This is a genomic window from Streptomyces sp. NPDC111507, from assembly GCF_055638955.1.
This window is the reverse complement of sequence record NZ_JBVKBU010000001.1, coordinates 1,618,741-1,641,425: the sequence shown is the minus strand read 5'-3', so window position 1 is coordinate 1,641,425 and position 22,685 is coordinate 1,618,741. Positions and strand designations below refer to the sequence as shown.

Annotated in this window: 15 protein-coding genes; 7 read left to right on the top strand and 8 right to left on the bottom strand. The window is 71.5% G+C overall.

The window, feature by feature from the left end:
• The 7 genes from ACZ7M2_RS07260 to ACZ7M2_RS07230 form a co-directional block, all read right to left on the bottom strand.
• Positions 1-2,238 carry a bifunctional glycosyltransferase/CDP-glycerol:glycerophosphate glycerophosphotransferase gene (locus ACZ7M2_RS07260; RefSeq protein ID WP_471594467.1) on the bottom strand — a complete coding sequence of 746 codons (2,238 nt, stop codon included), beginning with the start codon at positions 2,236-2,238 and terminating at the stop codon, positions 1-3.
• Positions 2,239-2,401: 163 nt separating this feature from the next.
• Positions 2,402-4,672, bottom strand: coding sequence for a bifunctional glycosyltransferase/CDP-glycerol:glycerophosphate glycerophosphotransferase (locus ACZ7M2_RS07255; RefSeq protein ID WP_471594466.1), 2,271 nt, complete (start codon positions 4,670-4,672; stop codon positions 2,402-2,404).
• A gap of 149 nt (positions 4,673-4,821) precedes the next feature.
• Positions 4,822-5,730, bottom strand: a complete 909-nt coding sequence (locus tag ACZ7M2_RS07250; RefSeq protein WP_471594465.1) for a carbohydrate ABC transporter permease — start codon at positions 5,728-5,730, stop codon at positions 4,822-4,824.
• Positions 5,727-7,067, bottom strand: coding sequence for a carbohydrate ABC transporter permease (locus tag ACZ7M2_RS07245; RefSeq protein WP_403695288.1), 1,341 nt, complete (start codon positions 7,065-7,067; stop codon positions 5,727-5,729). The genes ACZ7M2_RS07250 and ACZ7M2_RS07245 overlap by 4 nt, the downstream gene beginning before the upstream one ends.
• A 7-nt stretch (positions 7,068-7,074) precedes the next feature.
• Positions 7,075-8,508: an ABC transporter substrate-binding protein gene (locus tag ACZ7M2_RS07240; protein WP_471594464.1), complete on the bottom strand. Its 1,434-nt coding sequence runs from the start codon at positions 8,506-8,508 to the stop codon at positions 7,075-7,077.
• 225 nt (positions 8,509-8,733) lie between these two features.
• Positions 8,734-9,567 carry a 2-phosphosulfolactate phosphatase gene (locus ACZ7M2_RS07235; protein ID WP_471594463.1) on the bottom strand — a complete coding sequence of 278 codons (834 nt, stop codon included), beginning with the start codon at positions 9,565-9,567 and terminating at the stop codon, positions 8,734-8,736.
• 42 nt (positions 9,568-9,609) lie between these two features.
• On the bottom strand, positions 9,610-13,047 hold the full coding sequence (locus ACZ7M2_RS07230; RefSeq protein ID WP_471594539.1) for an FHA domain-containing protein: 3,438 nt from the start codon (positions 13,045-13,047) through the stop codon (positions 9,610-9,612).
• 476 nt (positions 13,048-13,523) lie between these two features.
• On the opposite strand from ACZ7M2_RS07230, the gene ACZ7M2_RS07225 reads away from it, so the two are divergent.
• The 4 genes from ACZ7M2_RS07225 to ACZ7M2_RS07210 all read left to right on the top strand — a co-directional run bounded on the left by ACZ7M2_RS07225 (position 13,524) and on the right by ACZ7M2_RS07210 (position 18,967).
• Positions 13,524-15,242 carry a serine/threonine-protein kinase gene (locus ACZ7M2_RS07225; protein ID WP_471594462.1) on the top strand — a complete coding sequence of 573 codons (1,719 nt, stop codon included), beginning with the start codon at positions 13,524-13,526 and terminating at the stop codon, positions 15,240-15,242.
• Positions 15,243-15,399: 157 nt separating this feature from the next.
• Entirely contained in the window at positions 15,400-16,641 is a 1,242-nt protein-coding gene (locus ACZ7M2_RS07220; RefSeq protein WP_471594461.1) for a serine/threonine-protein kinase, read from the top strand.
• A gap of 300 nt (positions 16,642-16,941) precedes the next feature.
• Positions 16,942-18,048 carry a peptide chain release factor 2 gene (gene prfB / locus ACZ7M2_RS07215; protein WP_403695303.1) on the top strand — a complete coding sequence of 369 codons (1,107 nt, stop codon included), beginning with the start codon at positions 16,942-16,944 and terminating at the stop codon, positions 18,046-18,048.
• A gap of 313 nt (positions 18,049-18,361) precedes the next feature.
• Complete coding sequence (locus ACZ7M2_RS07210; RefSeq protein WP_471594460.1) at positions 18,362-18,967, top strand: hypothetical protein; 606 nt, start codon at positions 18,362-18,364, stop codon at positions 18,965-18,967.
• A 199-nt stretch (positions 18,968-19,166) separates the two neighbouring features.
• Here the strand turns inward: ACZ7M2_RS07210 and ACZ7M2_RS07205 are convergent, their stop codons facing one another.
• On the bottom strand, positions 19,167-19,358 hold the full coding sequence (locus tag ACZ7M2_RS07205) for a hypothetical protein (protein WP_095854342.1): 192 nt from the start codon (positions 19,356-19,358) through the stop codon (positions 19,167-19,169).
• Positions 19,359-19,750: 392 nt separating this feature from the next.
• Here ACZ7M2_RS07205 and ftsE point away from each other — a divergent pair, with 392 nt between their 5' ends.
• The 3 genes from ftsE to ACZ7M2_RS07190 all read left to right on the top strand — a co-directional run bounded on the left by ftsE (position 19,751) and on the right by ACZ7M2_RS07190 (position 22,623).
• A complete protein-coding gene (gene ftsE / locus ACZ7M2_RS07200) occupies positions 19,751-20,440 on the top strand; it encodes a cell division ATP-binding protein FtsE (protein WP_101404877.1) in 690 nt (229 codons plus the stop codon).
• A 31-nt stretch (positions 20,441-20,471) separates the two neighbouring features.
• Entirely contained in the window at positions 20,472-21,389 is a 918-nt protein-coding gene (gene ftsX / locus ACZ7M2_RS07195) for a permease-like cell division protein FtsX (RefSeq protein ID WP_352048982.1), read from the top strand.
• Between the two features lie 67 nt (positions 21,390-21,456).
• The gene (locus ACZ7M2_RS07190) at positions 21,457-22,623 is read left to right on the top strand and encodes a S41 family peptidase (RefSeq protein ID WP_471594459.1); all 1,167 of its coding nucleotides are present in this window, start codon (positions 21,457-21,459) and stop codon (positions 22,621-22,623) included.
• Positions 22,624-22,685 lie beyond the last annotated feature (62 nt).

Sequence of the window (22,685 nt, the reverse complement as noted above, 5' to 3'; positions counted from 1 at the left end):
TCAGCTCCTTACGAGGGTGGACGCGGCGGGGGCCGGAAGGCGCTCGGCGAGCGGGATCACCGGCGGGATCGCCTCCGGCGGCCGGCCCAGCAGCACTCTGCGGACGACCCGCTCGGCGGCCTGCCCGTCGTCGAACTGGCAGAAGCGCTCGCGGAACGCGGCCCGCAGGGCTCGCGAGGAGTCGTCCGCGTAGGAGCGGTCACGGAAGGCCCCCGCGAGCTCCCCCAGGGTGCGCACCACCGGGCCCGGCGGTGCCTCCATCAGGTCGAAGTAGACGCCCCGCGTCTCCCGGTAGACCTCCCAGTCGTCGGCGTACACGACGATCGGGCGGTCGAGGTTGGCGTAGTCGAACATGATCGACGAGTAGTCCGTGATCAGCGCGTCGGCGGCCAGACAGACGTCCTCCGAGGACCGGTGCCGGGTCACGTCGATGATCCGGCCGCTGCTCGTGCCCCTGCCCTCGTCGTAGAAGTAGTGGGCGCGCAGGAGCACGACGAACTCGTCGCCGATCTCCTCGCAGAAGGCCTCCAGGTCGAGCCGGGACTCGAAGCCGGTGCTGTAGTCGCGGTGCGTGGGCGCGTAGAGGAGGGCGGTCCTCCCCTCGGGGACGCCCAGCCGGGCGCGGACACGGGCCACGTCCTCGGCGGTCGCCGTGCAGTAGACGTCGTTGCGCGGATAGCCGTACTCCAGGGCCTCGTACGTGCCCGGGAAGGCCCGCTCCCACATCTGGGTGGAGTGCCGGTTGGAGGAGAGGTTGTAGTCCCAGCGGTCCACCCGGGCCAGCAGCTTGGTGAAGCTGCCGGTCGCGGCGGCCACGATCGGATACGTCGACTGGTCGACGCCCATCGTCTTCAGTGGCGTGCCGTGCTGGGTCTGCAGATGCACGCTGCCGGGCCGCTTGACGACACCGTCCGCGAAATTGGCGTTGTTGACCAGGTACTTGGCACGGGCCAGCACCTCCCAGGCGCGCGGGCTGCCGATCACCGCGTGGTCGACACCGTCCGGGACCTGGTCCACCGCGTCGGCCTCGACCAGGAACACCGAGCGTAGATGCGGGGCGAGTTCGAGGGCCTTGGCGTGGATCGCGGCCGGGCTGCAGGCGTAACCGCGGCCCCAGTAGGCGCAGTACACGACGAGGTTCTCGTCGAGGGGGAGGCACAGTTGCACGGCGTACCGTGCGCGGGCGCTCAGCAGACGGGGGCGCGGCAGCTTCCCCCAAGCTCTCGACTTCGCTCGACCAGGGGGGACCCCCATTCCGGCCCTCGCCATCCGCCGGCTGACGCCGCGCAGCGCGCGGAAGGCGCTGTACGCCCCGGCCGCCAGGAGCCGGTACTGCACCCCGATCCGGCCCGGCGGCGGCTGGAACCCGGCCGGCCGGTGGCGCCGGTAGAGCCGGCCGGCGCGCCGGAAGAAGGCCCGGCGCCGGTGCAGCGGAAGCCGCTTCGGATGGGCGGCGGACTTCAGCACCGCCGCGAAGAGGTCACCGAACAGCGCCCGCGACCGCTCCACGGACAGCTCTTCCTCGGCCGCCCGGCTCAGCACCAGGTCGACCTGGTCGAGAAGCTGGAACTGGTGCTCGCCCGGCGTGTTCAGGCGGCTGCCCTGCCGCCGCAGCCGATGCCGTACGACGACCTGGCGCAGCACCGCCACCCGCCCGGCGGCGACCGTCACCAGGCCGCCCCAGCCGAGATCCGTGAAGTGCCCCGGGGGAAAGGCGAGGCGCCGCTCCCGCAGGAACGCCCGGCGGTAGGCCGCGCTCCACGCCGGAAGGCCCGCCCCGGTCAGCCGCGGCGCCCGGTCCGGGGGGAACACCCCGTCCGGGGCCTTCGGGAGGGATGGTGTGCTGGTCTCGACGTCCCACCAGTGGACGCGTTCGTGTCCGAAGTAGAGGACGTCCGCTTCCTCGGGCTCCTTGCGGAGTGTGTGGTCCAGGGCGGCCAGCGCGCCCGGCACCAGGACGTCGTCGCCGTCGAGGAAGAGCAGATACGTGCCGCTCGCCGCCCCGGTCCCGGTGTTGCGCGCCCCGCTCAGTCCGTCCGCGGGCGGTGAGTGGACCGGGGCGACCCGGGAGTCCCGCGCGGCGTACCCGGCGGCGACCTCGCCCGCCGGGGAGTCCGGCCCGTCGCAGACCGGGATCAGCTCGAAGTCGCCGAAGGACTGGTCGAGGACCGAGTCCAGTGCGAGGGCCAGTCGCCCGGCGACTCCATAAGTGGGGACGATGATGCTGAAGCGGGGCATTCTGCTCTTTCTCTGCTTACTTCTCTGGTTGCTTCTCTGCTTGTTTCTCGGGCTACTGCCGGGGTGCTGGTGGGTGTCAGCGCCCGGGCCGCCCGGCGGGGCGCCAGGTGACGGGTCTCGTCGGGGTGGGCCGGGAGGGGCTGGAGGGCATGCCTGCTCCGGTTCAGAGGGTCTCGGCGACGGGGAGGACGGGGGTGCCGGGTGCGGGCACGGTGGCCAGGGGGGTCCGGGGGCGGGCGGCGGCGGCCGAGGGGACCGGGTGGCGCTCCGCGGGCGGCAGCACCCGCGGCAGCCCGGCGCTCTCGCCCAGCACGACATGGCGTACGACCCGCTCGGCGGCGCGGCCGTCCTCGTACGGGCAGAACCGCTCGCGGAACGCGGTCCGCAGCTGGGTCGAGCGGGAGCCGCGCCAGTGGCCGGTCGCGAAGATGTCGATCAGCTCGTCCTCGCTGCGCGCGACCGCGCCCGGCGGGAAGGTCCGCAGGTCGAAGTAGGTGCCCCGGGAGGCCTGGTAGGCCTCCCAGTCGTCCGCGTGGATCACGATCGGCCGGTCCAGGACCGCGTAGTCGAACATCAGGGAGGAGTAGTCGGTGACCAGCGCGTCCGAGGCCAGGCAGAGGTTCTCGATGCTCGGGTGGCCGGAGACGTCGATGAGCCGGGCCCCGGAGCGGGTGCTCAGCGCGGCGGCGTACGAGTGGTGGGCGCGGGTCAGGACGACGAACCGGGGGCCGAGCCGGCGCAGGACGCGCTCCAGATCGAGGGCGAGACGCTGGGTGCGGCGGTAGTCGCGGTAGGTCGGCGCGTACAGGACGGCGACCGTGCCCTCGGGGATGCCGAGGGACTGCCGCAGCCGGGTGACGTCCGTCGAGGTCGCCCGCTGGAACACGTCGTTGCGGGGGAGGCCGTACTCCAGCGTCGTGTACGCGGCGGGGAAGACGCGCTCCCAGATCAGGGTGGAGTGGCGGTTGCCCGACAGGCAGTAGTCCCACTTGTCGGCGTTGCGCAGCAGCTCGGCGAAGTCGGTGTCACGGGCGGCCGCCGGGCGGTCCTGGAGGTCGAGGCCCATGTACTTGAGCGGGGTGCCGTGCTGGGTCTGGATCATGATCTGGCCGGGGCGCTTGACCAGCCGGCGGTCGAAGTTGACGTTGTTGACGAGGTACTTGGAGCGGGCGAGCGCCGTCCAGTACGCCGTCGTACCGGGTCGCAGACGGCGCGTCGAGGCCGGGATCGTGTGGTGGTGCTCGGGGTGCGCGATCCACGCCGTACGGATGTGCGGGGCGAGGTCGCGGAACGCGGACTCCAGGGCGCCCGGGTTGCAGCCGTGGCCGCGCCCCCAGTAGCTGGAGAAGACGGCGCGGTCGGCGCGCAGCGGCAGGCGGAGCTGGACGCGGTAGTGGAACTGGAGGGCGCCGCCGCGGACCTTGCGCAGCAGCCCCTTGACGCCACGCAGCGCCTTCTTGTGGGTACTCGTGACCAGGCCGAGCAGCCGGTACGTGCGGTGGTTGCCGAGCCGGACGAGGGCGTGCCGCAGGCGGGTGCGGGGGCGGACGGGGGCGCCCGGGGCGCGGTAACGGCGGTAGTGGGTGCGGGCCTTGCGCAGGAACTCGGCGCGGGTGCCGCGCGGCAGCCGCCCCCGCTTGGTGAACACCGTGGAGAGGTGGTCGACCATGCGGCGGAACAGGACCGGACGCCAGCGTGCCAGCTCCGGGTGCGCGTCGAGATGCGCGAAGACACGGTCGTACTGCTCGAAGATGTCGAAGTGCTTGCGGCTGCTGGTGCCGAGGATGTTGCCCTGACGGCGCTGGCGGTAGTGCACACAGACCCGGTCGAGGGTGGCGATCGTCTCGGCGGAGATCAGCGCCGGGTAGGTCCAGGGGGTGTCCTCGTAGTAGCCGGGCGGGAAGGAGAGGCCCGCACGCTGCACGAACTCCCTTCGGTACGCCTTGTTCCACACCACCATCAGGACCCTGAGCAGCCCCGGCCGGTCGTCGAGCCGGAAGGGCGCGGGTCCCCGCTCGCTGAGCTGCTCCGCGAAGCGGTTGCGGACGATGTCCCCGTTCCAGTAGGTGCGCGCGTAGTCGTAGACCAGGACGTCCGGTTCGGCGGTCTCCTTCAGCCGGTCGGCGATCGCGCGCAGAGCGTCCTGGGTGAGGGTGTCGTCGCCGTCCAGGAAGAGCAGGTAGTCGCCGGTGGCGTGTTCGAGACCCGCGTTGCGGGCGCGGCCGAGGCCTACGTTCCCCGGCAGGCGGACGGGACGGACCCGGGAGTCACGGGCGGCGAACTCGTCGATGATCGCACCGCAGGCGTCGGGCGAGCAGTCGTCGACGGCGATCAGTTCGAGGTCCGGACAGGACTGCTCCAGCACGGATTCGAGGCATTCGTGCAGGTACGCCTGAACCTTGTACGCGGGGACGATGACACTGAACCTGGGCAAGGGACATCCATGGGTCGGCGCGGGCATACTGCCCGGCAACGGCCGAAGGGGTGACTTGGTTACGCCAGATGTGGCATACGGGGGATTCTGGGTGAACGCCGAGGGGCGAGCCGGTGTCCGGCTCGCCCCTGATGTGGTTATTTGTCCGGCTACTTCACCGCGCCCGCCATCACCCCGGACACGAACTGACGTTGGAACGCGAAGAACACGGCCAGCGGGATGACCATCGAGATGAAGGCGCCGGGCGCCAGCACGTCGATGTTGTTGCCGAACTGGCGTACCTGGGTCTGGAGGGCGACCGTGATCGGCTGGCTGCCCGCGTCGGAGAACACGAGCGCGACCAGCATGTCGTTCCACACCCACAGGAACTGGAAGATGCCGAGCGAGGCGATCGCGGGACCGCCGAGCGGCATCACGACCTTCAGGAACAGGCGCAGTTCACCCGCGCCGTCCAGCCGGGCCGCCTCCAGCAGCTCCCGGGGGATCTCCGCGAAGAAGTTCCGCAGCAGGAACACCGCGAAGGGCAGACCGAAGCCCACGTGGAAGAGGATCACCCCGAAGATCGTGCCGAAGATGCCGATCTTGCCGAAAAGTTCGGCGATCGGGATCAGCGCCACCTGCACGGGGACGACCAGCAGTCCGACCACGGCCAGGAACCACCAGTCGCGGCCCGGGAACTCCATCCAGGCGAAGGCGTAGCCCGCGAGCGCGCCGATGACGACGACGAGGACGGTCGCCGGGACGGTGATCAGCACCGTGTTCCCCAGCGAACTGGTGATGTCACCGTTCTCCAGGAGCTTCTGGTAGCTGTCCACGGTGAGCTGGGAGGGCTCGCTGAAGACCTTCCACCAGCCGGACGCGCTCATGTCCTCCGGTGTGCGCAGCGAGGCCAGCAGCAGCCCGATCGTCGGCACCAGCCAGAACAGGCCGACGAGGAGGAGGAACACCCGGACGATCCCGCCGCTGACACCGCTCGCGAGCCGTGAGCCGAGCGACTGCCTGGGCTTGACGCCGGTGACGGGCGCGGTCTTCGTGAGACCGCCGACGTGGGTGGTCATCGCCGTACCTCCCGTCGCAGTCGGCGCACGTTGAACCACACCACCGGGATCACGAGCAGCAGCAGGAACACGGCGATCGCGCTCGCGATGCCCGGCTGGTCCTCGGAGAAGCCCTTCCGGTACAGCTCCAGGGCCAGCACGTTCGCGTCGTCCTGGGAGGAGCCCGGCGGGATGATGAAGACCAGGTCGAAGACCTTCAGCACGTTGATCATCAGCGTGACCAGGACGACGGCGAGGACGGGCGCGAGCAGCGGCACGGTGACCCTGCGCAGTACCTGCCACTCGTTGGCCCCGTCCACCCGCGCCGCTTCGAGGAGTTCACGCGGCACGCCCGCGAGCCCCGCCGCGATGAGCACCATGGCGAAGCCGGCCCACATCCAGACGTACGCGCCGATCACGGCCGGGGTGACGAGCGACGGGCCGAGCCAGTCGACGCCGTTGTACGGCTCCCGGAAGTTGCTCGCCGGGAGCCGGAGCCGAGCCCCGTCCGCCTTGTCGGAGAGCGTGAAGGTGCCGTCGTCCCGTACCTTCGCCGAATCGACGACCTTGCCGTCCTTCACCGCCTCGATCTTCATGCCCGGGTAGCCGAGTTCGCCCGGGTCGACCTGGCCGAGCCTGCCGACGCCCTTGCCCCGGGTGAAGTCCTGCCAGGCGGTGCCGGTGACCTTGCCGGGCTCGGACGGTGCCTGTACCGCCTTCTTCGCGCCGCCCGGCATCTTGTCGGGGGCGACGCCGACGAGGGGAAGGGAGACGGACTGCCCGGTGTGCACGGCCTGTTGGGTGAGGAACCCGCCCTTCTCCGGCCGGAGCGGCGACTGCCGTCCCGGATGGGCGTTCGGGAACGCCGACGACTCGGCGAAGGTGTCGTGCACCCCCACCCAGACCGCGTTCGCGACCCCCTTGTTCGGGTCCTGGTCGTACACCAGCCGGAAGATGATCCCCGCGGCGAGCATCGAGATCGCCATCGGCATGAAGACGACCAGCTTGAACGCCGTGCCCCAGCGGACCCGTTCGGTGAGGACCGCGAAGACGAGACCGAGCGCGGTCGCCACGGTGGGCGCGAACACGACCCAGATGACGTTGTTCTTGAGGGCGGTACGGATGCCGTCGTCGGTGAACAGCGCCTTGTAGTTGTCGACCCCGGCGAAACCGTCGCCGGACTGGTTGAGGAAGCTGCGGATCAGCGAGTACCCGATCGGGTAGACCACGAGCGCGCCGAGCAGCACGAGACAGGGCAGCAGGAACAGCACCGCCACGGTCCTGCGGGTGCCGGTCACGCTCTTGCGTGTGCGGGCCGGAGGAACCGGTGCGGTTCCTCCGGCCGTTGCCGACGTCATCGCCGGATCAGCTTCCGCTGCCGTACGCCGCCGCCGCGTCCTTCTCCAGCGTCGCCTGGGTGCCCGCGACGTCGGTCGGGTTCTTCAGGAAGTCCTGGAGGTCCTTCCACTCACCCTTGCCGGGCGTGCCGCCGAAGGCCTGCGGGGCCTGGTCGGACATGTCGAAACGGAAGTCGTCGCCCGACGCGATCAGGGACTTGGCGATCTTCTGCTGCACCGCGTTCGGGTACGCCGAGTTCGGCACGTTCTTGTTGGGGGAGAGGTAGCCGCCCAGCTTGGCCTGGATCGTCGCCGCGTCCGGGGAGGCCAGGAAGGTGGCCAGTGCCTGCGCCGCCTTGGAGTCCTTCAGGATGACGGCCGCGTCGCCGCCGGAGACCACGGGTGCCGCGCTGCCCACGGCGGGGAACGGGAACACCTTCGCGTCCGTGCCCACCTTGGCCTTGGTCTCGCCGATGTTGACCTGTGCGAAGTCGCCCTCGAAGACCATGCCCGCCTTGGGCTGGTCGCCGCCGGTGAAGGTCTGGGTGACGGAGTTCGGAAACTCCGTCTGCAGGGCGCCGTTCGCGCCGCCCGCGATGTAGTTCTTCTTGCCCCAGATCCCGGCGAGGGTGGTGAGGGCCTGCTTGACGGACGGATCCGTCCATTTGATCTTGTGCTGGCTCAGCTGGTCGTACTTCTCCGGGCCCGCCTGGGAGAGATACACGTTCTCGAACCAGTCGGTGAGGGTCCAGCCGTCGGCGCCGCCGACGGAGAACGGGGTGACACCGGAGTCGTAGACCGTCTGCGCGGTCGTCAGCAGGTCCTGCCAGGTCTGGGGCTCCTTCGCGCCCGCGTTCTCGAAGACCTTGGCGTTGTACCAGATCAGCGACTTGTTGGCGGCCTTGTAATACACGCCGTACTGCTTGCCGCCCACCTTGCCGATGTCCTGCCAGCCCTGCGAGTAGTTCTTGGCGAGTTCGGCCAGGGCCTCGGGGCCGAGTGGCTTGGCCCACTTCTTGTCGACGGCCTGCTTGATGGCGCCGGGCTGCGGGAGCAGCGCGACGTCCGGCGGCTGGCCGCCCGCGATCTTCGAACCGAGGAAGTTGATGATCGGGTCCTGGGCCGCCACGAAGGTCACCTTCGCGCCGGTGCGCTTCTCGAACTCCGCGAGGACCGTCTTGAAGTTCTTCTGCTCCTCGCCGGTCCAGACGGCGGCGACTTCGAGGCTCTCGCCATTGAGCTTGGGGAGGGTGACGGTGTCGCCGCTCGCACTGGCACTGCTCGTACCGCCGTTCTCCTTCTTGTCCTTGCTGCCACCGCCACACGCGGTGAGGGCGAGCGCGACGGCGACGGCGGCTGCGGCGGCCTGTGCGGCCCTGGGTGACCTGCGGTGGTGTGCGGCTCTGCGTGACCTGTGCGTCGAGTGGTTGGGCGACTTGTGTGTACGAAGAGCTCTGTGCATCACTGCCCCGTTCTCGTTCTTCGTCGAACGTCCGGCGCTGTCCCGTGCGCTCTGGTCTACGCCCGGGGCATCGAAGGCGGCAAGAGCGCCTGCGCTGTCAAATGGGTGATCGTGATTGGGTCGTGACGTGGGCGGCTGTGCGAACGCGGTGCGGACTCTGTGCGGCGGAGGCGTTCCGGTGTTGATAGTGGCGCATGGAGGACTGGAACGCCGGGTGATGGTGGGTCAGCCGGGCGGAGTGAGGTGGACGGGGCCGGTGTGGACCGCGCCGTCGAGGGGGCTGCCGTCGGTGCGGGTGCCCGCGGTGAAGGCGCCGTCGGTGAGGACGGGCACGGTGGTACTCGCGTCCACCTCGACCGCGATCGCCACGTCGTCGGCGAAGCCGCTCCGGGCCAGTTCCAGGGCGGAGGAACAGGCGGCCACGGCCGCGGCCGCGTCGGGGGTCCCGGTGTAGGCGGTCCGTGCGGCGGCGGCCTCGGGCGACAGCGGTCCGGCGCCGCCCGTCGCCTGGAGTGCGGCGATGACCGCTCCGGCCCCCATCAGGTCTTCCAGTCCGGGCCGCAGGCTGCCGTCCGGCCAGCGCTCGCCCGCGGCGATCACGGCGAGTGGCCGTTCCAGGGTCCCGTGACCATGGAACGCCAGCCATCGGCCGACGGCCGACGCGTTGCGCAGACAGCCCGCGACCACGGTCGAGCCGCCCGCCGCCGCGGCGATGGCGGATCCGTTGGGCGAGGGGAGGACGAGCCGGGGGGTGAACGGGGCCCGCCGGAGCGCGGCGGGGGACAGCGACCAGGGAGAGGCCGCGGTGACCGCCCGCCGTCCGACCGCCAGTTCCGCGGCGTTGTCCCGGGCGAAGACGGACGCTGTCTCGTCCCGCCAGGCACAGGGGTGGACCCGGGTCCCCGCCTCGACGGCGACGTTCACGGCCGTGCTGAATGACAGCACGTCCACCACCACGAGACACCCGACCCCGCCCGCGATCCGTTCCGCCCCACCGGCCCCCCACTCGAACCGGACCCCGTACTCCTGCTGCAGGTACCACTCACTCAGGTCGCTCATGTCATTCATGAGAGCCGAGTGTCGCGTGCGGCTGTCGAAGACCTACAGCAACGACGGTATCTCCACGGCCGCCACCGACCTCGCCGCCCGCTCGAGCGCGCTGGCCAGCAGGGCCAGGTCCGTGGGGCCGTTGCCGAGTTCGCGGACCGGGCGACGGGCCGGGGGGTCGCCCATGCGGTGCCATTCGAGGGGGACGACCGTGGGGCGGAGGGTGGCCGTGCGGGGGATGCGGCCCGTGACCCGGCCGGCCTGGAAGGGCGTGAGGCGACCGTCGGGAGTGGACAGGCGGCCCCGGCCGGGGGCGGGTTCGTCCGCGCCGGGGGACACCGGGTCGAGGGAGATACGGAGCGAGGCGGCGCGGCCCAGTTCGGTGGTCGCCGTGCGGCCGTCGTCCGCGGCGGCCGCCACCAGGTGCACACCGAGGCGGTCACCCTCGCGGGCGACGGCCTCCAGAGCCCGTACGACCGAACCGGCCGCCGGTCGTCCCGGGGAACCCAGCGCGGGGGAGAGCAGCGCGTCCAGGTCGTCGATGATGACGAAGAGACGGGCCAACGGGGGGCCCGGATCCATCCGTTCGCGGGCAGCCGCCGGGCGCAGCCGCAGGGTGGAACTGGGGGGTGCGTCGAGATCCGCGGCGCCGGAGGCGGCGGGAGAGACGGAGGGGGAGGAGGAGCCGGGCTTCGCTCCCGGGGAGGGTTTGGGGGTGCGCTGGGTGACCATCCGGCCCGACACCTCGCCGCGCGTGTGCCACTCCGCGAAGCCGAGCCGGCCCAGGAGCTCGGCCCGCCGCTTCAGCTCGGCGCTGAGTGCCTGGGCGAACTCCCGCATCCGCACGGGGTCGTTGGCGGTGAGGTGGGTGGTGACGTGGGGCAGGTCCGTACAGACCCGCAGCCCCTCCGCTCCTTGGCCCGCGCCGTGGCCCCCGGTGCTGTCCCGCCCGTCCATCAGCACGATCCCGAGCCGGTCGGGGCGCTCCGCGGCGGCGAGGGACGCGGCGATCGCGCGGAGCAACTCCGTACGACCGCTGCCGGGCGGGCCCTCGATCAGCAGGTGCGGGCCCTCGGCGGGGAGGTCCACGGCGACCGGGCCGCGCGGGCCGGCGCCGAGGACGGCCCGGCCGCGTCCGCCGAGCGCGTCCGTGTCGTCCGCCGCGTCCGCCCAACGCGCCATGAGGGATGCCGGGGTGGCCCGGGCCAGTCCCAACTCGTCCAGCAGGCGGGCCGCTTGAGGGAGCGGCGCGGACACGCGTGCGTGGCGGTCGGCGTGCGCCCCGTCCGTACGGAGGGGGGCCAGTGCCCGCGCGAAACGCTCCGCCCAGGCCAGTGACACCGCGTCCACCGCGGCGACCGTGCCGTGCCCCACGGGCCCGTCGGATCCCACTCGCATCAGCCGCAGCGCCGTCGCCACATCCCCGCTGAGCAGCGCGACCGCCCCGCACTCCCGGAACGCCGGTGATGCCTCGCAGGCCGCCTCGTACGTCTCCGTCACCGGGGACGCGGGCGACGCCGACACGGTCTCGGCCAGACACACCACATGTATGCCCGCCCGCACGCCCTCGTGCGTCAGCCGCAGCACCGCCTCGCGTACGTCGGCGCCGCCGGGGTCCCCGTCCACGACGAGCACGGTGAACGGCCCCTCGAAGTCCCGGTCGATGCCCGTCGGGTCCTCGTCGCGGGCCCAGGACGGGCGCCGTGCGCCGCCCCGCGCGTCCACGGGGACGCGATCGGCCCTGTCGTACGCCCCCCGGGCGCCGCCCGTTTCCGTCAGCTGGTCCTCCAGGCGGCGCAGGAGCTCGTCCGTGCGGGCCGTCGCCTGTTCACGGTCGTAGGCGAGGAGGAGACGGCAGTCCTGGCCGTGGGTGGGTCGCAGATGCGGGAGCCAGCCGAGCCAGGACCACTCGGCGGTGCGCTCCTCCACAGGGCGGGAGCGGTCCGCGCTGATCAGGACGATGTCGAGGGCGTCGGGGGAGTGCAGCGCGGCGAGCTGGGCGACCACCGAGCGGGCCAGCCCGGCCAGCCGCGCCCGCGGCCCCGCCAGGCCCAGCGAGCCGACCTCCCGCAGGCCCGCGGTCACCGGCACCGCGGGCACCAGTCCCGAACCGTCGGGCGCCGCCCGGTCCGCCGTGCCCAGCCGCACCGTCAGCGTCTCCGGGTGGCCCGGGCCGCGCTCCCACAGCCGCGGTCCTGGACCCAGCGCGGTGAGCAGCAGCGTCGCGGGATCGGGCCAGCTCTCGGGGGCCTGCGTGGGCAGGGAGGCCGCCAGGAACTCCGCCGCCCCGTCGTCCCCGTCCGTCTCGTACGGATCTCCCGGTCCGGTGCCCGGCAACTCGTCCCGGCCTCCGGTCAGCCGACGCGCCCACGCGCCGAACCCGCTCCGCTTGCGCATCCCCGGCGGTACGTCGGTGCCCCGCGTGGGCGTGCCTTTGCGGGTGCCCGGCTCCGGACCGGCCGCGGCCCGGGGCGTGACTCCGCCCCCCGACGCGTCCCGGCCGGACGGCCGCGCGGGCCTGCTCTCGATCCGGGGTGCACGGCCCTGCTCGGGCACGACCGGGCCGTGCTCCTGTGCTCCGGGTACGCCGCCCGCGGCTCCCCACTCCGCCGATCCGAAGCCGTGATGTGTGTCACCGACGGGCGGCACGGGCAGCGCGCCGGCACCGGAGGCGCCTCCCACGCGCGCATGGGGCACGACAGGAGCGGAAGGCCCGGTGGGGGCGGAAGGACCGGCGGGACCGGTGGGGTCTGCCGAGGACGACGAGGGGCCGGGGCCGGTGGGCGGCTTCGGGCGGGTGGCCGTACCGGTGAGGGTGGTGACCCTGACGTGGCCCTCCCCGTCGGGCGTCGTGTCCACCGGATCCGCGCCACCGGGCGGAGCCAGTCGCAGGGCGGACTCGCCGACGCGCAGCAGCGCGCCCTGCCCGAAGCGGACCGGGCGGGTGCCGACCTGGGTGCCGTCCAGCGTCGTGCCGTTCGTCGAGCCCAGGTCGGCGACCGAGACGCGGCCGTCGGGGGTGACCGTGACCGCGCAGTGCAGGCGGGAGACGTCGGGATCGTCCAGCGGGACGTCCGCGTCGGCGGAGCGGCCGATGTCGATCCGGCCGCCGTGCAGCAGGTGGACGCCGCCCGCGTCGGGGCCCGCGACGACATGGAGCCGGGCCGCGACCCCGTCCACGTCGGGACCGGGTTCGGCGGGGCAGCCCAGGGACAGCACGGCGCCGTCCGTCAGGGGCGGCTCGCCCAGTGTGCAGCGCTGGCCGTCGAGGCGCTCGGCGCCCGCGTACAGCACGACGGGACCTCCGCCGAGCTCCCGGCCGCGGTCGTGCTGGCCTGCGCCCTCACCGCCGACCGCCGAGGCCAGACCCGCCGCCACCGCTGCCAGCGCCGTCCCGGCGGGAGCGGTGACCAGCACATCGCAGGCCGCGGCTCGCCCCCGCGGCTCCGAGGGCGAGCCCAGCGGGTCTACGACGGTCAGCCGGATCTGCATCGCCGCCAGCGGTCCCTTCCGCGCAGGCACCCGCGAGGAGGGCGAGGCTGTGCCGCGGTCCCCCACCGCAGATTCCCCCACCGCACACGGGCACGTCGGCCAGTACTGAAGGCATCCTCGCACCTGTCACTGACAACACGCCCGCCACCCACCGGCAAGTGATCTTGATTGGTCGGCTCTGCCCGTAAAAGTGCCTGACCAGTGCCCGACCGGTGCCCGCTTGAGATCGGTCACGTCGCCCCCGTGGACGCCGATCGGCAACCAACCGCCGCATGCGAGCGTCTTTCCATCGAACATGTGCGGGAACGCGTACGTAAGCGCTTATGCGAAGCACAGGTGCTTATGGGAAGCAGTGAGAAGCACAGGAAGACGACAGTCCGGTGCCAGGTGTCTCGGCACTACAGTGGGCGGAAACCGTCGCAGCATGTTGACGACGGCGGACGGACCAGGCAAGCAAGCAACAGGGAGCGCATGACGTGCGGCCGGTAGGGAGCAAGTACCTCCTTGAGGAGCCGCTTGGGCGCGGCGCCACAGGCACTGTCTGGCGAGCCCGCCAGCGGGAGACCGCGGGCGCCGAGGCGGCCGTCGCCGGCCAGCCCGGCGAGACCGTGGCGATCAAGGTCCTCAAGGAAGAACTCGCCAACGACGCGGACATCGTGATGCGGTTCCTCCGGGAGCGCTCCGTCCTGCTGCGCCTGACCCACCCGAACATCGTGCGGGTACGGGACCTCGTCGTCGAGGGCGACCTGCTCGCCCTGGTCATGGACCTGGTCGACGGCCCCGACCTGCACCGCTATCTGCGCGAGAACGGCCCGTTCTCGCCGGTCGCCGCCGCCCTCCTCACCGCCCAGGTCGCCGACGCGCTCGCCGCCAGCCACGCCGACGGCGTCGTGCACCGCGACCTGAAGCCCGCGAACGTCCTGCTCAAGCAGGACGGCGGCCAGATGCACCCGATGCTCACCGACTTCGGCATCGCCCGGCTCGCCGACTCCCCGGGCCTCACCCGGACCCACGAGTTCGTCGGCACGCCCGCGTACGTCGCGCCGGAGTCCGCCGAGGGACGCCCGCAGACGTCCGCCGTCGACATCTACGGCGCGGGCATCCTGCTGTACGAGCTGGTCACCGGGCGTCCCCCGTTCGCCGGCGAGTCCGCCCTCGAAGTGCTGCACCAGCACCTGAGCGCCGAGCCGCGCCGCCCTTCCACGGTCCCGGACCCCCTGTGGACCGTCATAGAACGATGCCTGCGCAAGAACCCGGACGAGCGGCCCAGCGCCGAGAACCTCGCCCGCGGGCTGCGCACCGTCGCCCAGGGCATCGGTGTGCACGCGAACTCCGCGCAGATCGCCGCCGCGGAGGGCGTGGGCGCGCTGCTCGCCCCCGACCCGGCGCCGGCCGCGGTGCCGGGCGTGCCCGGCGCGGCCGACCCCACGCAGGTGCTGCCGCACAGCGCCCCGGGGGCCTACGACCCGAACGGCGCGACCAGCGTCCTGCCGCACACCGGCGCCCCCGGCATGCCCGGCGCCGCCGACCCCACCGCCGTACTGCCGCACCGCGGCGCCGCCGACCCGACCGCCGTCATGCCGCCGGTGCCCCCGCACCAGCCGGGACAGCCCGGGCAGCCGGGGCAGGGCGAGGACCCGCACCCCTGGCAGAACCAGCTGCGCGCGGCCCGGGACCGCAACGAGCAGACCCAGGTCCAGTACCTCGACCCCGGCGAGGACCCGCTGCGCCGCCGTCCGCAGCGGCAGGTCGCGCGCCCGCAGCAACAGCAGCGCCCGCCGCAGGGACAGCAGCCGCCGCCCGGATACGGGTATCAGCAGCAGCAACAGCCGCAGCAGTACGCGCCTCAGCAGCCGCAGCGCCGTCAGCGGCAGCAGCCGCAGGGGTACGCCCCCGCGCCCCAGCAGCAGCCGCAGCGGTACGCGCCCCCGCCGCAGCAGCCCGAGGCACCGGCGCCCCGGCAGTCGCGCGAGCCGCGGCAGCGCAGCGCCAACCCGATGAAGATCCCGGGACTCGGCTGCCTCAAGGGGTGCCTGTTCACGATCGTCATCCTGTTCGTCGCCGGCTGGCTGGTCTGGGAGTTCAGCCCGCTCCAGCACTGGATCGGGACGACCAAGGGGTACTGGAGTGTGCTGAAGGACGGGTTCACCACCGCCACCAAGTGGATCGGGGATCTCGGCGGTTCCGGTAATTAGCTCCCGCCGATTCCCTTTGATTCCCGGTGAATCCCTCGCGGTTCCCTCGCGACTCTGGGGATTTGTCGACATCTGACGGGTGATTTCCGTCTCCGGAGTGAAGGTTGGCTCTTCGGACGCGTACTTTTAGCGGCAACACGCGTCAGTAGGAGCAGTCTTGGCACGGAAGATCGGGAGCCGGTACACCGCCCACCAGATTCTGGGGCGGGGCAGCGCCGGCACGGTGTGGCTCGGTGAGGGACCTGAGGGGCCCGTCGCCATCAAGCTGCTGCGCGAGGACCTCGCGTCCGACCAGGAGCTGGTGGGCCGCTTCGTACAGGAGCGCACGGCTCTGCTCGGACTCGATCACCCGCATGTCGTGGCGGTACGGGACCTCGTCGTCGACGGCAATGACCTCGCGCTCGTCATGGACCTCGTACGGGGCACGGATCTGCGCACCCGGCTCGACCGGGAACGGCGGCTGGCGCCCGAGGCCGCGGTCGCGATCGTGGCCGACGTCGCGGACGGGCTGGCGGCGGCGCACGCGGCCGGGGTCGTGCACCGCGACGTGAAGCCGGAGAACGTGCTGCTGGACATGCAGGGGCCGCTGGGCCCGGGGGGCTCGCACCCCGCGCTGCTCACGGACTTCGGTGTGGCCAAACTCATCGACTCGCCGCGGCGGACCCGGGCCACGAAGATCATCGGGACGCCGGACTATCTCGCGCCCGAGATCATCGAAGGGCTGCCGCCGCGGGCCGCCGTCGACATCTACGCCCTGGCGACCGTCCTGTACGAGCTCCTCGCCGGGTTCACGCCCTTCGGGGGCGGGCATCCCGGGGCGGTGCTGCGGCGGCACGTGACCGAGACGGTCGTACCGCTTCCCGGTATCCCCGAGGAGCTGTGGCAGCTGATCGTGCAGTGCCTGGCCAAGGCGCCGGCGTCGCGGTTGCGGGCCTCCGAGCTGGGGGCGCGGTTGCGGGAGCAGCTGCCGCTGCTGGCGGGGATGCCGCCGCTGGACGTCGACGAACCGGAAGGGGAGTCGGCGGAGGACGTCCCCGAGGGGGGCGAGACGGCGGAGCCGACGGAGCCGGCTTCGCGGGTGCGGCGGGGGGCGGTGCCGTTGGTGCCGGGGGCTGCGCCGGACTCCAACCGGGACACGCATACGTCGATGCGGGTGCCGGGGCCGGACGAGCTGGCGGGTGGGGCGCGCGGGACGGCTCGGGCGCCGCGGGCGGCGGGGGCGCCTCGGCCGGGGTCGGCTCGGCACCGGGCGTCGGCGCGGCGGCGTCGGATCACGTTGGGGGTGGCGGGGGCGGTTCTTGTCGCCGCGGTGGGGGTCGGTACGTGGCTGGCCACGTCGGGTGACGACGCGGGGGCGACGCCGCACGACACGAAGAACTCGGCCCCGGCGTCCCCCTGACCCCCACTCCGACCCGGGGCTCCGCCCCGGACCCCGGTTGTTCGGCCGCGGGCCCGGTGGGGGCTGGTCGCGCAGTTCCCCGCGCCCCTGGGGGGTGGGGCTTCGCCCCTGGCCCCCCTGGTGGGTGGTTGGCTGCGGGCCCGGTGGGGGTTGATCGCGCAGTTCCCCGCACCCCTGGCCCGCGGCTGCGGGGCTGGGCGCGTAGCGCCCGGAACCGACGGTCCCGTGCCCCTGGCCCCGGGAGGGACCCCCGTCGGGCGAGGGGCGAGCCTCGCTTGCGGCAGCCGTTACGCTGGAGGCGTGGCAGTCGTCGATGTATCCGAAGAGCTCAAGTCCCTCTCCTCGACCATGGAGTCGATCGAGGCCGTCCTGGACCTCGACAAGCTGAGGGCAGATGTCGCCGTGCTCGAGGAGCAGGCGGCCGCGCCGTCCCTGTGGGACGACCCGGACGAGGCGCAGAAGATCACCAGCAAGCTGAGCCACCTCCAGGCGGAGGTCAGGAAGGCCGAGGCGCTGCGCGGGCGTATCGACGATCTGAGCGTGCTCTTCGAGATGGCCGAGGAGGAGGACGACCCGGACGCCCGTGCCGAGGCCGAGTCCGAGCTCGTCGCCGTCAAGAAGGCGCTGGACGAGATGGAAGTCCGGACGCTGCTCTCGGGGGAGTACGACTCCCGTGAGGCCGTCGTCACCATCCGTGCCGAGGCCGGAGGCGTCGACGCCTCCGACTTCGCCGAGAAGCTCCAGCGCATGTACCTGCGCTGGGCCGAGCGCCACGGGTACAAGACCGAGCTCTACGAGACCTCGTACGCGGAAGAGGCGGGCATCAAGTCCACCACCTTCGCCGTCCACGTCCCGTACGCGTACGGAACGCTCTCCGTGGAGCAGGGCACCCACCGCCTCGTGCGCATCTCGCCGTTCGACAACCAGGGGCGCCGCCAGACGTCCTTCGCGGGTGTCGAGATCCTGCCCGTCGTCGAGCAGACCGATCACATCGAGATCGACGAGTCCGAGCTGCGCGTGGACGTGTACCGGTCGTCCGGCCCCGGCGGCCAGGGAGTGAACACCACCGACTCCGCGGTGCGCCTCACCCACCTCCCCACCGGAATCGTCGTCTCCTGCCAGAACGAGCGGTCGCAGATCCAGAACAAGGCGAGCGCGATGAACGTGCTCCAGGCCAAGCTGCTCGAGCGGCGCCGCCAGGAGGAGCAGGCCAAGATGAACGCCCTGAAGGGCGACGGCGGCAACTCCTGGGGAAACCAGATGCGTTCGTACGTCCTGCACCCCTACCAGATGGTCAAGGACCTGCGGACCGAGTTCGAAGTCGGTAACCCCGAGGGCGTTTTCGGCGGGGAGATCGACGGATTCATCGAGGCCGGAATTCGCTGGCGCAAGCAGCAGGAGAAGTAGTTCGAGGTATCAACATCACCTGGATGCCTCTTTGTCGACAAGGCAACTGCCGCCCATCGGGCGGCAGTTGCCTTTTGTGTGGGGGAATTCTGGGTTTTACGTCACAGTCACATGTCCGCAGGGCAGGCAAATGTCACTGATCCGGACATCGCGTACGCAACGACCTTGACGTTGCTGTGAAAACTGGGAAGGGTGACGCGTGGCATGCGTATCTCCGGGGCGCATGTGAACCGGGGGGCTGAGCGAGCCACCTGTGACGCCGTGGCCCCGGGCGCTGCTCCATTGACGATCAGCTACTGGGGGTAGCAAACAGATGACCAAGAAGACGCGGATCCGCGTGGCACGCATAGCAGCCGGTGTGGTGATCGCCGCCGGTGCTTCGCTGACTGCCGCGGGTGCCGCCTCGGCTCTCGACATCAATGTCGGTGTCACGGTTGACGGAGACCCGAGCGCCACCCCGACCGAGACGGGCATTCCCACCGTCCCGGCCACCCCGACGACGGAGCCGGGCACCACGCCTCCGGCGACGCCCACCATCCCGAGCACCCCGACCGACCCGGCCACGCCGACCACCACGCCGCCGACGGACGAGCCCACCGACCCCACCGAGGACCCCACCGAGCCCACCGACCCGACGGACAGCCCGACGGACGGTTCCGGCACCGGCACCGGTGGTAATGACAGCAACCCCGACGGCGGCTCCAAGCCCGTCGAGCAGGGCAAGGGTTCCTCCGGCCTGACCGACACCGGCGCGAACACCTCGTCCGACACCTCCGCCCAGGGCAAGAACGGGCAGCTGGCCGAGACGGGTGCCGCCGAGACCACGTTCCTGCTGGTCGGCGCCGCCACGATGATCGCGGGCGGTATCGGCTTCCGTCTGCTGCCGCGCCTCGCGAACGGCCGCGGCGCCGCTGCCTGACGCAGCTGAGCGCAGCACGAGAGGGGCCCGGAGCAGTCAGCTCCGGGCCCCTCTCGCGTCAAGCACATCAGCGATGCTCGGGATGGTTCACCGAGTGACCGACCGTCTCGGACGGTGACCATCATGATGAGCACCGCGGTGACCACCATGATGACCGCCTGAGAGGGTGACTGAGGTCACACCGCTGCTCTCAGGAGACTCATACCGTCTGGTGCGCCAGCAGCGCCACCGCCGCGATCAGCACGGCGAGCAGCGCGATCAGCGCCATCGGGTTCAGCCCCGCGAAGGGGCTCTCCTGCTGCAGCCGCTCCCGGTTCGCGCGGCAGACCGGACAGCGGCCCTCACTGACGGGCGCCGCGCAGTTCGCGCACACCAATCGGTCGTACGTCATGCGCTTGCCCTCCTTGCGCCGTCCTCCGCCGCTTACATAACGCCGCGGGGAACGCAACCGTTCCCCTTCCACTGTGCCAGGTTCCGCGGGAAACGGCGCGGCTCGCCTTATCCTGCCCTGTGCTCCGCGGGTTAGGCAGGGAAACGGGCGCTTCCGGAGGAGCGGGCGGCGTCTGGTTCGCGGCTGCCGGCCTGTAGGGGCCGGGCGCGCGGATCCCCGCGCCCCTACGGGGTGCCCGTACAAAGGCCCGTACAAAAGGGCCCCGCCAAAGACCTGTACAAAAACGCACAAGCCCCGCACAACCCCCGCGCAACCCTGACCGGCGACTGCGCTCGTGCACCCGGTTCGCGTATGGTCACGCTCACCTACCCCCGGCGACCCGTGGTGCATCCGTGATCCGATTCGACAGTGTCTCCAAGGTCTACCCCAAGCAGACCCGCCCCGCTCTCAGGGATGTCTCCCTGGAGGTCGAGCGTGGTGAGTTCGTGTTCCTCGTGGGGTCCTCCGGCTCCGGAAAGTCCACCTTCCTGCGGCTGATCCTCCGCGAGGAGCGGACCAGCCAAGGCCAGGTGCACGTCCTGGGCAAGGACCTCGCGCGCCTCTCCAACTGGAAGGTGCCGCAGATGCGCCGCCAGCTGGGGACCGTGTTCCAGGACTTCCGCCTGCTGCCTAACAAGACGGTCTCCGAGAACGTCGCCTTCGCGCAGGAGGTCATCGGCAAGTCCCGCGGCGAGATCCGCAAGTCCGTGCCCCAGGTGCTCGACCTCGTCGGGCTCGGCGGCAAGGAGGACCGGATGCCCGGCGAGCTGTCCGGTGGTGAGCAGCAGCGCGTGGCCATCGCGAGAGCCTTCGTGAACCGGCCCAAGCTCCTCATCGCGGACGAGCCGACCGGCAACCTCGACCCGCAGACCTCCGTCGGCATCATGAAGCTGCTCGACCGCATCAACCGGACGGGCACCACCGTGCTGATGGCGACGCACGACCAGAACATCGTGGACCAGATGCGCAAGCGCGTCATCGAGCTGGAGCAGGGCCGCCTCGTCCGCGACCAGGCGCGCGGCGTCTACGGCTACCAGCACTGACGACGGTCCACGGAAAGGCTTAGCAGACGCCATGCGCCCCCAGTTCGTTCTGTCGGAGATCGGTGTCGGTCTCCGGCGTAATCTGACGATGACCTTCGCGGTCGTCGTCTCGGTCGCCCTCTCCCTCGCCCTGTTCGGCGGTTCGCTGCTGATGAGCGACCAGGTGAGCACCATGAAGGGCTACTGGTACGACAAGGTCAACGTCTCGGTCTTCCTCTGCAACAAGAGCGACGCGGAGTCCGATGCCCACTGCGCCAAGGGGGCCGTGACCACCGAGCAGAAGAACCAGATCCTCAGCGACCTCAAGAAGATGACCGTCGTCGAGAAGGTCTCGTACGAGTCGGCGGACCAGGCCTACAAGCACTACAAGGAGCAGTTCGGCGACTCCCCGCTGGCCAGCTCCCTCACGCCGGACCAGATGCAGGAGTCGTACCGCATCAAGCTGAAGGACCCGCAGAAGTACCAGGTCATCGCGACCGCCTTCGACGGCCGTGACGGCGTGCAGTCCGTGCAGGACCAGAAGGGCATCCTGGACAACCTCTTCGGGCTGCTCAACGGCATGAACTGGGCCGCGCGCGCGGTGATGGCGATGATGCTCGTCGTCGCCCTGATGCTGATCGTCAACACGGTGCGCGTCTCGGCGTTCAGCCGGCGCAGGGAAACCGGCATCATGCGGCTCGTGGGCGCCTCCGGGTTCTACATTCAGGCGCCGTTCATCATGGAGGCCGCGGTCGCCGGACTGATCGGCGGAGGCGTCGCCTGCGGATTCCTGGTGGTCGCGCGGTACTTCATCATCGATCACGGCCTCGCGCTCTCCCAGAAGCTGAATCTGATCAACTTCATCGGCTGGGACGCCGTGCTCACCAAGCTGCCGCTCATCCTCGCGACGAGTCTGCTGATGCCCGCGCTTGCGGCGTTCTTCGCGTTGCGCAAGTACCTGAAGGTGTGACGCATGCCAAGGGGGCCGTACTGCCAACCGGCGGTACGGCCCCTTGCGTTGTCCTAGACTCACCGCCATGTCAGGCCGAGACCTGTTCTGCCAGCCCCGCCGCGCAGGCCGCGGGGCCGCCCTGACATTGCTTTTCGCGAGTGTCCTCGTCGCGGGGGCCGCGACCGGGTCCTTCGGTGATCCCGACCGGAAATCCCCGTCCCCCTCGGCGCGTTCGACCCCGGCGGCCCACCGCGAGACGGTCACCGATGCCGCCGCCGAGGCGATGGCCGACGGCAAGTCCCCCATGGAGGCCGCCGAGCGGGCCGTCAGCCGCAGCGGGGACCGCTGGGGCGCCGTCTACTCCCAGGGCGAGTACGAGGAGTTCGAGGAGGCCCTCGACGGCCAGTACACGGGCGTGGGGCTGTGGGCCCGGCGCGAGCGTGACGGCCGTATCGAGGTGACCCGGGTGCAGAGCGGCTCGCCCGCGGCCGCCGCCGGGATCCGCACGGGAGACCGGCTGCGCAGCGTCGACGGAGAGAAAGTGGACGGCCGGCCGGTCACCGAGGTCGTCTCGTTACTGCGCGGGGACGCGGACGACGCCGCCGCCGGTACGAAGGTCTCCCTCGGTCTGGAGCGCGGCACACGCGTGTGGAGTGAGACGGTGCGCCGGGCGAGGCTGTCCACGGACTCCCTGACCGTCCGCAAGCTCCCCGGCGGCGTCACCGTGATCAAGGTCGCCGCCTTCACCAAGGGCGTCGGTGACGCCGTACGGACCGCCGTCGAGCAGACCCCCGAGCACGCCGGGATCGTCCTCGACCTGCGCGGCAACTCCGGCGGACTGGTCACCGAGGCCGTCACCGCCGCCTCCGCCTTCCTCGACGGCGGCCTCGTCGCCACCTACGACGTCAATGGCGCGCAGCGCTCCCTGCACGCCGATCCCGGCGGCGACACGACCAGACCCCTGGTCGCGCTCGTCGACGGCGGCACGATGAGCGCGGCCGAACTGCTCACCGGGGCCCTCCAGGACCGCGGCCGTGCGGTCGTCGTGGGCTCCAGGACCTTCGGCAAGGGCTCGATCCAGATGCCGAGCCGGCTGCCCGACGGCTCCGTCGCCGAGCTGACCGTCGGCCACTACCGCACCCCCGCCGGGCACACCGTCGACGGGCGGGGCATCACCCCCGACCTGGAGGTGGACGCGGAGGCCCTGGAGCGGGCGGCGACCGTGCTCAGCGGTCTCGGCGACCCTTCGTAGCCACCGGCTCGGCGCTCTTGTAATCGGCTTTCCCCAGGACCCCCCTGTAGTGCGAAAATGGT

Coding starts and splice junctions, on each gene's coding strand:
- ACZ7M2_RS07260 (WP_471594467.1), bottom strand. CDS start 2,238: ATGCCCCGCTTCAGCATCATCGTCCCCACTTATGGAGTCGCCGGGCGA.
- ACZ7M2_RS07250 (WP_471594465.1), bottom strand. CDS start 5,730: ATGACCACCCACGTCGGCGGTCTCACGAAGACCGCGCCCGTCACCGGC.
- ACZ7M2_RS07245 (WP_403695288.1), bottom strand. CDS start 7,067: ATGACGTCGGCAACGGCCGGAGGAACCGCACCGGTTCCTCCGGCCCGC.
- ACZ7M2_RS07240 (WP_471594464.1), bottom strand. CDS start 8,508: ATGCACAGAGCTCTTCGTACACACAAGTCGCCCAACCACTCGACGCAC.
- ACZ7M2_RS07235 (WP_471594463.1), bottom strand. CDS start 9,567: ATGAGCGACCTGAGTGAGTGGTACCTGCAGCAGGAGTACGGGGTCCGG.
- ACZ7M2_RS07230 (WP_471594539.1), bottom strand. CDS start 13,047: ATGCAGATCCGGCTGACCGTCGTAGACCCGCTGGGCTCGCCCTCGGAG.
- ACZ7M2_RS07210 (WP_471594460.1), top strand. CDS start 18,362: ATGACCAAGAAGACGCGGATCCGCGTGGCACGCATAGCAGCCGGTGTG.
- ACZ7M2_RS07205 (WP_095854342.1), bottom strand. CDS start 19,358: ATGACGTACGACCGATTGGTGTGCGCGAACTGCGCGGCGCCCGTCAGT.
- ftsX (WP_352048982.1), top strand. CDS start 20,472: ATGCGCCCCCAGTTCGTTCTGTCGGAGATCGGTGTCGGTCTCCGGCGT.
- ACZ7M2_RS07190 (WP_471594459.1), top strand. CDS start 21,457: ATGTCAGGCCGAGACCTGTTCTGCCAGCCCCGCCGCGCAGGCCGCGGG.